Annotated in this window: 9 protein-coding genes and 2 CRISPR repeat arrays; of the genes, 8 read left to right on the top strand and 1 reads right to left on the bottom strand. The window is 52.8% G+C overall.

Going from position 1 to position 14976, the window contains the following annotated elements; all coding sequences use genetic code 11:
• On the top strand, positions 1-693 hold a 693-nt coding region (locus tag L692_RS28325; RefSeq protein ID WP_156940379.1), incomplete at its 5' end, for a helix-hairpin-helix domain-containing protein.
• Positions 694-837: 144 nt separating this feature from the next.
• On the opposite strand, the gene L692_RS0110135 is transcribed toward L692_RS28325, so the two are convergent.
• Entirely contained in the window at positions 838-1824 is a 987-nt protein-coding gene (locus L692_RS0110135; protein WP_025699535.1) for an S-layer homology domain-containing protein, read from the bottom strand.
• 246 nt (positions 1825-2070) lie between these two features.
• Positions 2071-5122: a CRISPR direct-repeat array (repeat unit 32 nt; unit sequence GTCGCTCTCCATGCGAGAGCGTGGATTGAAAT).
• A 540-nt stretch (positions 5123-5662) separates the two neighbouring features.
• Between L692_RS0110135 and cmr1 the strand changes: the two genes are divergently transcribed.
• The 7 genes from cmr1 to L692_RS0110090 are packed head-to-tail and all read left to right on the top strand — an operon-like array spanning position 5663 to position 13587.
• A complete protein-coding gene (gene cmr1 / locus L692_RS0110120; protein WP_025699531.1) occupies positions 5663-7126 on the top strand; it encodes a type III-B CRISPR module RAMP protein Cmr1 in 1464 nt (487 codons plus the stop codon).
• The gene (gene cas10 / locus L692_RS0110115) at positions 7054-8961 is read left to right on the top strand and encodes a type III-B CRISPR-associated protein Cas10/Cmr2 (protein ID WP_025699529.1); all 1908 of its coding nucleotides are present in this window, start codon (positions 7054-7056) and stop codon (positions 8959-8961) included. The genes cmr1 and cas10 overlap by 73 nt, the downstream gene beginning before the upstream one ends.
• Positions 8958-10250 (top strand): type III-B CRISPR module-associated protein Cmr3, encoded by a 1293-nt coding sequence (gene cmr3, locus L692_RS0110110; protein WP_025699528.1) that lies wholly within the window; start codon positions 8958-8960, stop codon positions 10248-10250. The genes cas10 and cmr3 overlap by 4 nt, the downstream gene beginning before the upstream one ends.
• Complete coding sequence (cmr4, locus tag L692_RS0110105; protein WP_025699526.1) at positions 10247-11239, top strand: type III-B CRISPR module RAMP protein Cmr4; 993 nt, start codon at positions 10247-10249, stop codon at positions 11237-11239. Before cmr3 ends, cmr4 begins: the two co-directional genes overlap by 4 nt.
• Positions 11236-11703, top strand: a complete 468-nt coding sequence (cmr5, locus tag L692_RS0110100; RefSeq protein WP_025699524.1) for a type III-B CRISPR module-associated protein Cmr5 — start codon at positions 11236-11238, stop codon at positions 11701-11703. Before cmr4 ends, cmr5 begins: the two co-directional genes overlap by 4 nt.
• Positions 11700-12548 carry a type III-B CRISPR module RAMP protein Cmr6 gene (gene cmr6 / locus L692_RS28320; protein ID WP_025699522.1) on the top strand — a complete coding sequence of 283 codons (849 nt, stop codon included), beginning with the start codon at positions 11700-11702 and terminating at the stop codon, positions 12546-12548. Before cmr5 ends, cmr6 begins: the two co-directional genes overlap by 4 nt.
• The gene (locus L692_RS0110090) at positions 12538-13587 is read left to right on the top strand and encodes a DUF6602 domain-containing protein (RefSeq protein WP_051503473.1); all 1050 of its coding nucleotides are present in this window, start codon (positions 12538-12540) and stop codon (positions 13585-13587) included. Before cmr6 ends, L692_RS0110090 begins: the two co-directional genes overlap by 11 nt.
• Positions 13588-13779: 192 nt before the next feature.
• Positions 13780-14946: direct repeats of the CRISPR family, unit length 32 nt; unit sequence GTCGCACCCCGTGCGGGTGCGTGGATTGAAAT.
• Positions 14947-14976 lie beyond the last annotated feature (30 nt).

The raw sequence follows: 14976 nt of genomic DNA, 5'->3' as shown, positions 1-14976 counted from the left end.
ACCCCCGCCTCTCCGTCGCTGCTCTCTTACGTGGCCGGCATCAACTCGACCATTGCCAAGAATATCGTCAAATACCGCGAAGAGAACGGCAGCTTCAAGAACCGCAAGCAGCTCCAGAAGGTGCCGCGTCTCGGCGCAAAATCGTACGAGCAGTGCATCGGCTTCCTGCGTATTCCGGAAGGCGAGAATACGCTTGACCGGACGCCGATTCACCCGGAGTCGTATGATGTGGTCGGCCGGCTCTTCAAGGAGCTTGGACTTGATTTGTCGCAGATTGGCAGCAAGGAACTGGCGCCTGTGCTCGCTGCGCAGCATCCCGAGGAGCTGGCGGCACAGCTGGACGTCGGCGTGCCGACGCTGCGGGACATTCTGGAGAGCCTCCAGCGTCCCGGACGCGACCCCCGCGAGGAGCTGCCGCCGCCGATCTTCCGCACCGATGTGCTGAAGATCGAGGATTTGACGCCGGGCATGGAGCTTCAGGGCACGGTGCGCAACGTCATCGATTTCGGCGCCTTCGTCGATATCGGCATCAAGAATGACGGGCTGGTGCATATTTCCCAGCTCAGCTCAAGCTTCGTCAAGCACCCGATGGACGTTGTCTCCGTCGGCGACAATGTGACCGTCTGGGTGCTCAGCGTCGATTTGAAGAAAGGCCGGGTCGGCCTGACCATGCGCCCGCCGCGCAGCGAATAACAAAACCTCCGGGACGCTCCGGTCCAACCTGAAAGAAGGTTGAACCGAAGAAGCGTTCTGGAGGTTTTTTGGCATTCCGGCGGAAGAAGTCCCGGACCTTGAAGGGCGGTGCCGCCATTTTTTTCGCGGAATGGGTTCAGGCTCTTAGAACTGCGTTGCGGTCAGGTCCGGCTTCGGCGGTGTATATGAACCGGGCAGAGGCTGCGCGCTTGCCGTATAGCCTTCCGGCAGATAGGCAATGGCGGTCGCTTTGGAGATCACCTGCGCATACATTCCGGGTCCTGGCTTGGTGATTTCATAATAAATCACGGCCTTCCGGTCCGCCGCAAAGTCGATTCTCGCAATCCTCAGGCCATAGCCCGGATTGGGCAGATTGCCGACCGTAACCGCCACTTTGTTCACGCCGTCCGCCGCTTTTTCCACTTTGACCTCTGCGGGCTGGCCCGCACTTGCGGAATCGTCTCCACCATCAATCGTTCCCAGCATGCGCTGGACGAAGGCTCTCGCATCATGCACCCAGGCGGCTGCCTCTGAACGGGTCACGGCTTCATTCGGCCGGAATTTTCCCTCATTTTCCAGTGAAATAATCCGCATATTGAGGAGCGTTTGGAGACTGTTGTTGGCCTCTGCGCTCAGTTTGCCGCCATCGGTGATGTTGAAATACATCTTGGTCACCGGAAAATCACCCTTTGCCTTCAAGGCCCCGTCCAGTAATTGTACGAAGCTGGCGCGGGAAACCGCCGCATTCGGATTGACCGACTGATCCAGCGGCAGGCCATTCTGGGCGGCGATCAGGAAGGACGAAGCGTACCAGGACTTATCCTCCACCTTGGCGAAATAATCGCTGGCCTTGGCCGGTCCGCCCGCTGACGGATGCGGTTCAAGCGCAAGTCCGCTGACGATAAGCTGGACGGCTTGGCTATATGACATTTTGGACTTGGGAGCAAAGAGCTGACTGGACACCCCGTTAATCACCCCGGCTTCACGCAGTGCGTTGATCTTGGCCTCGGCCGGGTCCCCCTTCAGGTCGGTAAAAGCGAAAGCCGACGCTCCAAACCACACCGACGCAGCCAATATCCCGCATGCTATAGTCATTTTTTTGGCATTATGCCTGAAAGTCTGTCTGTTCATCTTTATTCACCTCTTACCTTCTTAGATGCCCTGTGAAGCGGAAAGGTTGCAGGGGGATGCAAGATTGTCTGGAAAAAAGTGCGAACCCCAAGCTCCCATAAAAACCCCGGGAGATTCGCACCCCTTGCGGGACAAGGGTTTTTGCGTTATTTTATAGTAAAATCCCCCTTTTTTACGACTACTTTCAGGGGGTTCGCACTAAAGCGCTTGCAATTCCTTGCGGAGTAAGGGATTGCAGCGGGTGCTGTCGCTCCCCGTGCGGGAGCGTGGATTGAAATCCGGCATTGGGGCTACGCCCGCCGCCAGGATTACTGTCGCTCCCCGTGCGGGAGCGTGGATTGAAATCTGGCCCGGATGGGGACCGGACATGTCGGCGTCTTGTCGCTCCCCGTGCGGGAGCGTGGATTGAAATTTCTTTTGGCTCTGCTCTATACTAGCAAGCCAAGAGTCGCTCCCCGTGCGGGAGCGTGGATTGAAATTTGTACCACTTACGCCAGGAGATATAGCCTTTCAGTCGCTCCCCGTGCGGGAGCGTGGATTGAAATATTATATGAAGTGGAAAGAAAAACACCAAATATATGTCGCTCCCCGTGCGGGAGCGTGGATTGAAATAGTTTACAGACCATCTCGCAGGATGAAGCTATTAGGTCGCTCCCCGTGCGGGAGCGTGGATTGAAATCTGTATCGAAGACCACGCAGGCCCGGGGGCCGCTGGTCGCTCCCCGTGCGGGAGCGTGGATTGAAATGCATTCTACTAAAACAGCAACGGACCCGCCATTTGCGTCGCTCCCCGTGCGGGAGCGTGGATTGAAATCGTCTCATATCGGTATCCGGCTGCTCTGCGCTATCAGTCGCTCCCCGTGCGGGAGCGTGGATTGAAATGCGATCTTATGGCATTTGATGCCAAAAACATAAAGTCGCTCCCCGTGCGGGAGCGTGGATTGAAATACTGGATGCTCAGCGTGAGTATAATTTGGCCTACAGTCGCTCCCCGTGCGGGAGCGTGGATTGAAATCTCATCAGTCACATGACCCCAAACAGGATCACAGTCGCTCCCCGTGCGGGAGCGTGGATTGAAATAGCAATCTCTTCAGGTGTAAGTCGAAGCCGTTCGTCGCTCCCCGTGCGGGAGCGTGGATTGAAATTCCCCGAAATATTTGGATATGGAGAACTTCTTGACGTCGCTCCCCGTGCGGGAGCGTGGATTGAAATACCGCCAATCAAATGTTCGATACCTTCGCGGCTGGTCGCTCCCCGTGCGGGAGCGTGGATTGAAATCATTATCACCGTCCGTAGCCTCATACTGATTATCAGTCGCTCCCCGTGCGGGAGCGTGGATTGAAATTCACGCGAGAATCAACAGCCGATATATTCGGTGTCGTCGCTCCCCGTGCGGGAGCGTGGATTGAAATACAAATTTCGCCTATCTCTCGTGATTTATCTTCAAGTCGCTCCCCGTGCGAGAGCGTGGATTGAAATTGAATGGTACAGAAGCTGGTAAGCAACCGACTGGTAGGTCGCTCTCCATGCGAGAGCGTGGATTGAAATATGGACGCTGCCATGGTATCAATGCCTGCGGCGCCGGTCGCTCTCCATGCGAGAGCGTGGATTGAAATCAAAACGCTTGGTATGTATTTATCGCTATCGGGGGTCGCTCTCCATGCGAGAGCGTGGATTGAAATTGGTACAAAGAAAGGAAGATGACTCTTTACGTACGGTCGCTCTCCATGCGAGAGCGTGGATTGAAATAGGTCGGAGTCCGTGTGATGCCATTGATAACTGCGTCGCTCTCCATGCGAGAGCGTGGATTGAAATGCCGTCTTGCTTCTAACTGCTGAAGATAACTTAGAGTCGCTCTCCATGCGAGAGCGTGGATTGAAATACCTCCCTTCCTGGGATTCCATGACCCCAAGATGCGTCGCTCTCCATGCGAGAGCGTGGATTGAAATCCGGAGCCACCCGCGCTATCTGCCAAAAAATCCGGTCGCTCTCCATGCGAGAGCGTGGATTGAAATTTATTACGCATAGTTTGAAGTTTTTCCCAAGTTGACGTCGCTCTCCATGCGAGAGCGTGGATTGAAATCGTTCTGTTATGTGAAAGTTTTAGGTTAAACGGTGTCGCTCTCCATGCGAGAGCGTGGATTGAAATCATTCGGGTGGCAGCGGAGCTTCCTAATCCGGCCGTCGCTCTCCATGCGAGAGCGTGGATTGAAATTACGTCCAGAGCTAGTGCTAGCGTGGTTATGATAGTCGCTCTCCATGCGAGAGCGTGGATTGAAATCCCTGCATGTCCACTCCATATGGTATCCGCATCGGTCGCTCTCCATGCGAGAGCGTGGATTGAAATGGCGGCAGAAGGGGCGGCAACCTGGGCGCGGTCATTCGGTCGCTCTCCATGCGAGAGCGTGGATTGAAATATCGCTGTAGTCACGAAGCGCACGAACAACCTGGTTGTCGCTCTCCATGCGAGAGCGTGGATTGAAATGTTGCAATCCGAGCGATCTAGCGATTGAACCTACGGTCGCTCTCCATGCGAGAGCGTGGATTGAAATAACCTGGATGAATTCCGGCGCAGCGACCGGAATCACAGGTCGCTCTCCATGCGAGAGCGTGGATTGAAATCCTGGTGGACAAGGGAGCCAACGGTAAGCAGTTCACGTCGCTCTCCATGCGAGAGCGTGGATTGAAATCGTTTGCGTCGGGTTGTTGTACATGCCGGGGTATATAGGTCGCTCTCCATGCGAGAGCGTGGATTGAAATCTGGATACCGTTCGGAATACTCCAGATGATTTGCCGTCGCTCTCCATGCGAGAGCGTGGATTGAAATGGCTTTTTGGGACGGCAAATTGAAACCTATGTGCTGGTCGCTCTCCATGCGAGAGCGTGGATTGAAATCAGCAAGCATCCAAAATGCAGGACCATTATAACAAGTCGCTCTCCATGCGAGAGCGTGGATTGAAATAACATCTAATGAGATTGCACCTGCTTATTTTCGTGGTCGCTCTCCATGCGAGAGCGTGGATTGAAATTTGGCTAAAAAGATGTTCATGCTCATATGTATAATCGTCGCTCTCCATGCGAGAGCGTGGATTGAAATCGGCGAGAGAACGCGGTGCTGATCGGCCCATTCTGGTCGCTCTCCATGCGAGAGCGTGGATTGAAATACCGTCAGCTCCGTCAGCTTGTCCTGCATCTTTTCGTCGCTCTCCATGCGAGAGCGTGGATTGAAATAGTCACATAAATGCAATACCTGAAGGTGTATCGTCGTCGCTCTCCATGCGAGAGCGTGGATTGAAATCGTCAAAGAGTTCGGCATCCGCATTAAAGACGGGGGTCGCTCTCCATGCGAGCGTGGATTGAAATTTCACCAGCACCTGAACTAGATACATAAAAAGCCGGTCGCTCTCCATGCGAGAGCGTGGATTGAAATCTTATCTGCTCGGAGGCCGAAATCCTGATAAGGGGCGTCGCTCATCATGGGAGAGTGTGGATTACAATTATATAAGCCCTTCATTTTGCTGCGGAAAGCTCTGCTGCTCTCCTTGCCGGAGCGTAATAGAAATAGGACTTGGCTACCGGAAATATTGGTGTTGTCATGCTGCTCCCTTTGCGGGAAGCGAGATAAATGCCGGAAGAGGGCAGAAGGTAATGCATTCAGTGCGAATCCTACTGTCAGTAAATAAGATTTTCCAATATAAATTGTTTACTCTAGTGCCTACTGGAGTATTTTTTTGTGTTTTTTTACATGAAAAGAGGAATTTGACCTGGTTCAAAAGAATTATATACATGAGTATTCGGGATTTATTGGATATTTTGTTGAAACAAGGAGGACGGCATTGTGAGGATTAAAGCTCCCGAATTAAGCCGGGTGGAGCAGTGGATTCAGGAATCTGGCAATTTTATTGTTCCTTATCCAATTACAGTTGTGACAGATGCCTTTATTAGTGGCGGATTGCATTCCAAATACCGGGTGAATACCATCCGTGTCCCGTCTATTCAGGGTCATTTGCGTTTCTGGTGGCGGGCGACCCGAGGGGCAGAGTATACCCATCCGTATGACTTGAAAGCCAGAGAGCGTCTGATCTTTGGCGATACTTCATTACCAAGTCCATTGAGACTGACGGTGGCTTGCGATGCTCGAAGCACTGATAAGCAGAAGGTCGAACCGAAATCCGCTCCTTCCTATGTTCTATTTCCTTACAGGGACAAGGACAAGTCCCGATCACAGGAGCTGGAAGAATTAAAGAGAGACGCCAAGGCTCGGCGCGGATTATCCTTTGTGCTGAGTATCCGGTATTCGGATGCCAGAGAATACGTTCCGGAGGACAAGAAGGTGTATGTCCGGCTGCCAGCGGAGGATGTCAAATTTGAAGTGGAAGCAGCTCTGTGGGCCTGGATTAACTTTGGTGGAATCGGGGCGCGGACACGGCGGGGATGCGGCAGTCTGTACAGCAAGGATTTTTCACCTGAATTCAAAGAGAATAATACGGCTCGTGAGTGGCTCATCGAGATGATGGCACAATACAAGCTACCCTCGCTTTCCACCATGGAGTATAGAGAGTGGCCGATTCTGGCGGCGTTGACGGGATGTGAAGACAGCATTGTGGTTCAGAACACAGCAGACTCCGTGATTAAAGTGTGGGATGAAACGATCAGTGCTTATTCCGAGTTTCGACAGCGTAGAAACACCCGAAAGATCGTAGGAGATGACGGCAAGCCGAAAATCAAGCCACGCCGAAGCCATTGGCCCGAGCCGGATGCTCTGCGGAGAATCACTGGATGGTCTGACCTCCGTCATCGTGATCCGTATTCGCTTAATATAGAGGACCCGATGGCCTTCCCGCGCGCTCAGTTCGGTATGCCAATTACGTTCTGGTTCAAGGATCACAAAGACCCGCTCAAGACGGAGCTTACTCCCGCAGGGAAGGAACGCCTTGCCTCACCGTTAATTCTGAAGCCCCTGGCTGTAAGTGAGAGTCAAGCGTTCGGAGCCATCATTCGGTTGATTCAGCCGCCGCTAACTCATCTGAGATTGCGGTATGTGCCTGGGGAGGAGCGCGATAAAGGCATTTCCCCTAAAAGAATCCATGATTTTAAGGAGAAAATTAAGCGGCAATCTCTTAGGCATACACATTTATATCCCCGAAATATCAGCAATTCCCATTATCCGCTCAAAAACTCCGGTCAGGATGCCATAACGGGATTGCTGCAAAGTGAGGAGGTGGAGAGATGGACAAGACACCAGGAGCAACTGAAACCGGCAGAGAAAATATCAAAGGTATGGAATTCCAAGAACATCTGATTGTGATCTCGCTCGGGCCTGTACAAGACTTTATTGCACAGGCGCGCAAAACCCGGGATTTATGGTTTGGCTCACATCTGCTGTCGGAGCTTAGCCGGGTGGCGGCGGAACATTTTCAGAAAGAGGGGGAGCTTGTCTTCCCTGCTCTTCCTGCCCATGCGGAATCTGAGCTTGATGCGAATAAGGAGAATAAGCTGCCTGTCGCCAACAAAATCATCGGTCTGACCCGCAGCTCCGATCCCGGTTCTCTGGTAAAGAGAGTATGGGAAGCGGTGCAAGAGCATTGGAAAAGGTATACGCAGAGCGCGCAGCGCTTGTTAGAGCAAGCGAATGTGATTAATCCGGCGATGTGGAAGCGGCAGGTCAAGGACTTTATTGAATTTCATGCCGCCTGGTCCGAGCTGCCCAATCGCAGAGGCTACAAAGAGGCATTGGAACGTGTCAATCAACTGCTGGCTGGGCGGAAGACATTGCGTGATTTTCGGCCAAATGATCCTTCCCGTATTTACGGTGAACTGAAATCCTCGCTAAATCCGGGAAGAGAATCGGTTCTCCTTGAACGGCACTATACAGACTATTCCTGTTTTGGAATTAAGAGGAAGGAAACACTGGATGCCATTTCTCTGGTCAAGCGCTTAGGGACATGGATTGAGCAGGAGGTGAATCCCGCCGATCAGCCATATCATTTCAAATCCGTCTGTGATCTGGCGTTTAGACCTTACCGCATACGAATCAAAGGCGATGAGGAAATGAACAGAAGGGCTGCGCTCTTCTATCAGCACATGATTGAATTGTGCAGCTTCGACTTAAAGCTTCCGCGAGAGATTAAAGCGGCTAGAGACATAGACACATTCGACTCCCGGCTGTTCTATGAGCAGCAGATGGAGGATTTGGTAGAAGAGTATTGGGATCAGAGGAGAAAGATGAGCCAGTCGGAAGAGGACGGGAAGAAAGATTTGGTCAAGCGGCTGTGTGCCTCCATTCGTCAATTTCACGCTGAACTTGCTGTTCGTCCTTCGCCCTATTATGCCTTTCTGTTATGTGACGGTGATCGTGTCGGAGACAGGCTGAAAAGACTCGGCGATCTGAAGCTGCACCAGCAGTGGAGCAAGCGGTTATCGCAGTTCGCTGCGAATTCCCGGAAGATTATCCAAAGTCATGGCGGAGAGTTCATCTACGGGGGCGGCGATGATTGCATGGCGCTGCTTCCGCTAGACAACTGTCTACAAGCGGTCAATGACCTGCGTTGTCACTTCAGCGCTATTGTTCAGGACAATCCAGACAATGATATAGCGCAACCGGAAGACTCCCCCACTTTGTCGGCCGGATTGGTGGTTGCCCACATGCTGGAGCCGCTGGGAGAAGTACGCCGAATGGCCGAAAGGGCGGAACGTAGAGCCAAAGTTTACCGGAATCGGCTTGTTGTTCATGTGCAGAAGCGCAGCGGAGGCGATCAGTTGCAGGTTAGCATGTCCTGGGCGGAAAATCCGGTGAAATGGCTGGACGAACTGAGACGTTTATATGAGAAGAATGTAATTTCGGTGCAGCTTGCCCATGATTTACGGCAATTACATCGCCGGTACGAGAGCGTCAAGTTCCCGTTAGCGTTTATAGAAGCAGAGAAGAGGGAGCTTATCGTCAAGGAGATCGAGCGGTTGCTGAGAAAGAAGAAGCTGGATCAATTTCTCATAGAGGACGAGAACCCGGAAACGCTGAGTCAACGAATGGCCTCGCTCATTAGGAAGGGGACCGGTTCGGCGCTGGAACGTCTGCACACACTGGCCGAGCAGGTCATGCTGGCAATTACATTGAAAAAAACGGAGGTTGGACCATGAAGCTGCTGCGAGTCGAACCTGTAGATCCGGTGATGACCCGGGATGGCCGGCCTTTTGGCGATACGCCGGGCGCAACGGCTTATATTATGGATAGCATAACGCCCGGCGTTGTAGCGGGAACGATCCGTATGCTGCTTGTCAAGGAATGGTTAGGGGAGGGGAGGACACGGCCCTTGTCCGAGGCGGCGAAGCATTTTCTGAAACAAACGAGAATCGCGGGTCCACTGCTGGAATGGAAAGATCATATATACTATCCAATGCCTAAAGACCTGTTGTTCTATGAGGAACAAGGCAAGTTGAAGGCGGAGGCGCTTCGTCCGCAGAAGCTGAATCCCGGTGAAGGATATTTTGGTGTTTCCGTAGAGGGAAGGCTGTCCGATTCGCTTCATCCTGTAGACGTGCCCCATTCCGGCAAACCTTATGCGAACAGTCCCGCCTTTCTGCGTGAAGATTGGCTTCATCGCTGGTTAAAGGGAACCATATCCGCTGATGAGTGGGTCAGCGTGCTGAACACATGGGATGAGTGGCTTACATATTCCGGCAAAGAGGCTGCGCCCCCCGATTCGCCCTTTCTTCGTCCGTATGAACAGGAAGCACGGGTACATAATGCGATTGATGCAACAACCGGAAGAGTTGAAGAGGGGAAGCTGTTCTCAACCGCTGCCCTGCGATTTTATCCGGGTGTTGCCTTGCTTGCGGGCGTAATGATGGAGAATGAGTCCGAGGGGTCTGGCAGGCTTGCTGCCGTACATAGTATGGGGGGCAAACGCAGGTTGTCTTATTTTCAAGAGATGGACTGGCCGGGCGAGCGCCCGTTTCCCTGGACTTGCCCGGAAGATGTTGCCCATTCACTGCGGGAGGCTCGGCCCGGTGATATGCTGCGTATGACGCTGGCAACGCCCGCTTATTTCGACAAGGGATGGCGGCCGCGCTGGGTTGACGCACAGTTTAGAACTACGAAGGAGTTCCATGAACTGTGGAACTTGCCGGATTCTGTTGAGGAGTTGAAGCTTGAGCTTGTATGGGCTTGTACGGACCGCTGGCAGCCGATATCCGGCTGGAACTATAGCCGCACTCAGCAAGAGGGAAGGGAGAAGCCTGTACGAAGAATGGTTCCTGCGGGAAGCGTCTACTTCTTCAAGATCATTGCAGGAGATGCCGGGATACTGGCCGAACACTGGCTGGATTCGGTTTCGGATACAACACGGCGCGAGGGGCCGCTGGACAAGGAGGACGGATTTGGAATGGCTATGTGGGGAGTCGAATCAAAGAGGGAGGATGTCAAATGAGTGCCAACAGTAAAATGTACTTTATCCATTGCCTGTCGCCTGTTCATGTCGGAGCGGGTCAGGGCGTTGGAGATATTGATCTGCCGATTGTACGTGAACGCACGACCGAATGGCCGTATGTGCCTGGAAGCAGCGTTAAAGGTGTACAGCGCAGGTACTATAGTCGGCTTGCAGCCAACGGAGAAGACCCTGAAATTACTCCGGAGTGGGTGGAGGCCCTGTTCGGGCGAGCTGAAGGAGAGCGGCATGACGATGCAGGGCCCGACGAAGGTATTGCAGGGGCGCTGGTGCTCACAGACAGCAGGCTGCTTGCCTTCCCCGTAGCCAGTCATTATGGCGTCTTTGCCTATGTTACCTGCCCCAGTGTATTGCGGCGAGTGATCCGGGACAGCGAAGCGGTTGGCGCTGACTTTCCCCCTCTCGATATGGATGCGCTTGATGCCAGACTGGATGCCGATCCTCATGCCGCTTTTGTCTATCCCTTCAGCAAGCTGCTTAAGGAGAGCAACGAGCAGGAGAGCGACGGGACGGAGGAATCGGAGGTGATACTCGATGAGTTTTCTTTTATCGCAAGTAGGTTCTCCGATGAGCAGCGGAAATGGGTGGATTGGTGCGCGGATCAGTTGTTTCCGGGTCAAGAGATGAATTCGGAACGTTCAATCTGGCGCAAACGCCTGATTGTCGTTGCAGATGAGGCATTTCAATACTTTGTCACCTTATGCTGTGAAGTAACACCCCGTATACGAATACGTCAGGAGACTAAAGTAGTGGATCAAGGCGCGTTGTGGTACGAGGAGTATCTCCCTTCGGAAACTGTGCTTTACGGTCTGGTCTGGTGTGATAGCATCCATCATCCGAATCTGGAACCTGGCAATCGGAACGCTCTTGGGAAGCTGCGGAAAAATGTATCTCTGCAACTCGGCGCCAATGTCAGTGTGGGGAAAGGGCGTATCCGCTATCTCTTGTCCACAGAGGAGGGAACTTCGTGATTTCGAGAGAACAACGTTACGCTCAGGCCGCCTATGCCAGTATGACCGATGGACTTGATCCGCAATCGGCGGAGGCCAACGTCTTCGGGACCGCATGTCATCATTTTCCGGCTATGGTACGGCTGAACGGATTGAGGCTGACGGTTGCATTTTACGAAGCAAAAGCACAAGCCGGGGCTGGAGCACTGACGGGACGAAGCGGAAATAACGCAATTGAAAAAGCGGGCGAAGTGAATGCATCGGCAAGAGCTAGGGCATATCAGCGCTATCTGCGATATATGAGGCAGGCGCTGGTTCCGGAAGAAGCGGAACTGGGCAAGGCTATCTCTTCATCTGCATGCACAGAAGATCAATATCGGCTATTATCCCGGCAAGCGCTTGCGGCCTCCGTGTGGTTCAAGCGTTATGCAGAGGCCATTCTGAAGGCGGAACCGACCGCAGAAGCAGGCGGAGAGAGCTTATGAGTGCATATCTCTATATGACAAAGGCGGCTGATAATAGACGACGGAGGGAACTGGAAGCCGTCTTCCAATCAGGCGAGGGAGCGCGCCAAGCATTCTATGAGAAAGTTATCAAGTTCTATGAGAACTGCTGGAAAGACAAGGAATGGGTGATATGGTATTGGCATCGGTATGAACAACGTTTTCGCATCCAGCCGCCCCCCCTGTCCGGCTGTGCGGGTCAGTCAGTGCGGGACAACGGGGAACAACCGGGTGTCTTTACTCTGGAATGTGCATCGTCTGTCGTTACGGGACAAGGGCAGCCATCCGTACTGGAGACCCATCTGACGCTGCATCCGATTTATGGCTTCCCTTACTTTCCCGGGACGATGATTAAAGGCGCCGCCGCGCATTACTGCCACCGGGTGCTTGGCGCACAGCATAAGGATTTTCTGGAGAATGGCGCTTACTATACCATGCTGTTCGGTTCGGCAGAGCAGGCAGCGATCATTCAGTATGAGGATGCCTGGCCGGAGCCTGGCAGCATTGCGAATGCGCTGTGCCTGGACGTCCTGACGCCGCATCATCGGAGCTATCAGGGGCTTCAAGCTTCCAAGGAAGGAGCAGGAGATATTCAGGCCGCCGAGAGCCTGGCGCCGCGTGACGACGATTCGCCGATACCGGTTCATTATTTGACCGCCAGCGGCGCCTATACATTCAAGCTCGTTGGCGACCCGGATGTGCAAGACGCCGGAGACTGGCTGGGGGTCGCTGAACGAATCGTCCGGGCCATGCTCCAGTCGGAAGGATTAGGCGGCAAGACGAATAGCGGATACGGGTGGTTTAAGGAGGATAAGCATGGACGCTAAAGACCAGATGACGAAGAAGCAAGCTGAACGGGCTATTGTCAAGATTAAGGAGAATTACATTCTCTGGGAAAAGTCGATTGTGGATCAATTGAATATGAGTTCGCAGCATCATCTTACTACCGGCGGCTTCCGGGAAGAAGTGTGGAAATCCATGTTTGACCGGATGGTTCCGCATAAATTCTCCATCGCTCGTTCAGTGTTCATCATTGACTCGTACGGCAACATATCCAATGAAGTCGATCTCGCGATATTTGATGAGCAGTATACGCCTTATATTTTTCAGAATGGGGTGATGAAGTATATTCCGATTGAAGCCGTGTCGGTAGTAGTGCAGTGCAAGAGTACGAGTCTGAATGGGGTACAGGATTGGGCCAGAAGTGTTGCCAAGCTGCGGACATCGCTAACCGGTATTAGCCGGATGGCTGCAAGCATAGTGTACGGGGATTTGAAGTATAAAGATGAAGATGGAAATTGGATACCGGATATATGCAAAAAGAGTCCCTTAACGCAAACCTCTACTCGCCCGGTTCGTATTTTATGCCATATGGCTAACTATAATCTTCAAGATGATTCCAAGGATGCATTTGATCTCATCATTTCTCCCGCAAATGGCCGATTGTCGGTGGTGATGCCATCAAAGAGCGGCAAGAATAACTGCGATTCCGATACTATTGCGTACTGGATCAAGGAATTAAATCATCAGGATGAGTCCATCAAAATCGACCATGCGGAGATTCATACCAAACTTGAGAAGATGACCCTAAGTCAATTGAAAGTCCAGGAAAAAGAAGGCAACAGCCAAGAAATTTCCCTGCTTGCGTTAACTTTTCAGTTGAACCAACTGCTGATGCTCATCAACAATCCGATCCTATTCCCGCATCAGGCGTATGCGAATATGTTCAATAGAGTTCCAATTCCGGATCAAAGCAGATTGTACAAGGAAGAAGCAAGGAAGATACGAAATGGGGAATCCCAGACACATGTGCAAACTCCAAAGGCTCCAAGATCCTTCCGCCGCAAAGGTTCAAAGGTTCAGTAAATGGAAGGCTGATCGTCTGTAAAAGTGCGAACCCCAAGCTCACATGAAATCCCCGGGAGATTCGCACTCCTTACGGGGCAAGGGTTTTCGCGATATTTTATAGTAGGAAGCCCCTTTTAAACAGCCGTTTTCAAGGGGTTCGCACTAAAGCGTTTGCAATTCCTTGCGTGGCAAGGGGTTACAGCAGGCGCTGTCGCACCCCGTGCGGGTGCGTGGATTGAAATGCGATTAGATCGAGGCGTCCTGGCGAACTTAGAGTCGCACCCCGTGCGGGTGCGTGGATTGAAATCTGGCTTTGCCCCTTTGTGATCTGCTGAAGCAGGTGTCGCACCCCGTGCGGGTGCGTGGATTGAAATCAGAATTACTTTGTCGCCATCAGCGAAGAATTCAATGTCGCACCCCGTGCGGGTGCGTGGATTGAAATAATTATCCCGTTTCATGATGAATACGAACTATTGTCGCACCCCGTGCGGGTGCGTGGATTGAAATTGGAGTGTCGACGGGGTCTGCTTCTGGAGGCGGGTCGCACCCCGTGCGGGTGCGTGGATTGAAATCGGCTGCTCCTCCGGGATGGGATGATCCGGGATGGAGTCGCACCCCGTGCGGGTGCGTGGATTGAAATATATCGGCCCGAGCAGCTTCCCCAACCAATTTAAGTCGCACCCCGTGCGGGTGCGTGGATTGAAATAAGACCTCTCTGCGGCTCCTAAAGGCCGTATAATGTCGCACCCCGTGCGGGTGCGTGGATTGAAATGTTCTAGCAGCGCCGCCGTAACATCAAGGTACATTGTCGCACCCCGTGCGGGTGCGTGGATTGAAATTATACATAACACACACAATATGTCAAGGTATTTCGGTCGCACCCCGTGCGGGTGCGTGGATTGAAATTTGTACTTAAATTGCGTTGCTGACGTGTTGGTCCAGGTCGCACCCCGTGCGGGTGCGTGGATTGAAATTTCATTTCGTCATCCTCCTTGAGTGCTTTGTATAAGTCGCACCCCGTGCGGGTGCGTGGATTGAAATAAAGTGAAGGTAAAGCCTGTTGCATCCGTAGTGAGTCGCACCCCGTGCGGGTGCGTGGATTGAAATAGCAGCTCAGTCACTTGGTTGTTGTCCATGTTCTCGTCGCACCCCGTGCGGGTGCGTGGATTGAAATGCCAAACTAGGCGCCGCTCCGTTCGACCTGGCGGACGTCGCACCCCGTGCGGGTGCGTGGATTGAAATATCCCGATTGCGTCAATACCATCAAGGAGATACAGCGTCGCACCCCGTGCGGGTGCGTGGATTGAAATCTTTGGAGGATTTGTCGATTGAGAATGTGATGGCTGTCGCACCCCGTGCGGGTGCGTGGATTGAAATATTTACTTCAAGAATTTGATCCTCAGAAAA

The sequence above is a fragment of the Paenibacillus forsythiae T98 genome (assembly GCF_000520735.1).
Classification (GTDB): Bacteria; Bacillota; Bacilli; order Paenibacillales; family Paenibacillaceae; genus Paenibacillus_AQ; species Paenibacillus_AQ forsythiae.
This window is presented reverse-complemented; position numbering and strand designations above follow the sequence as displayed.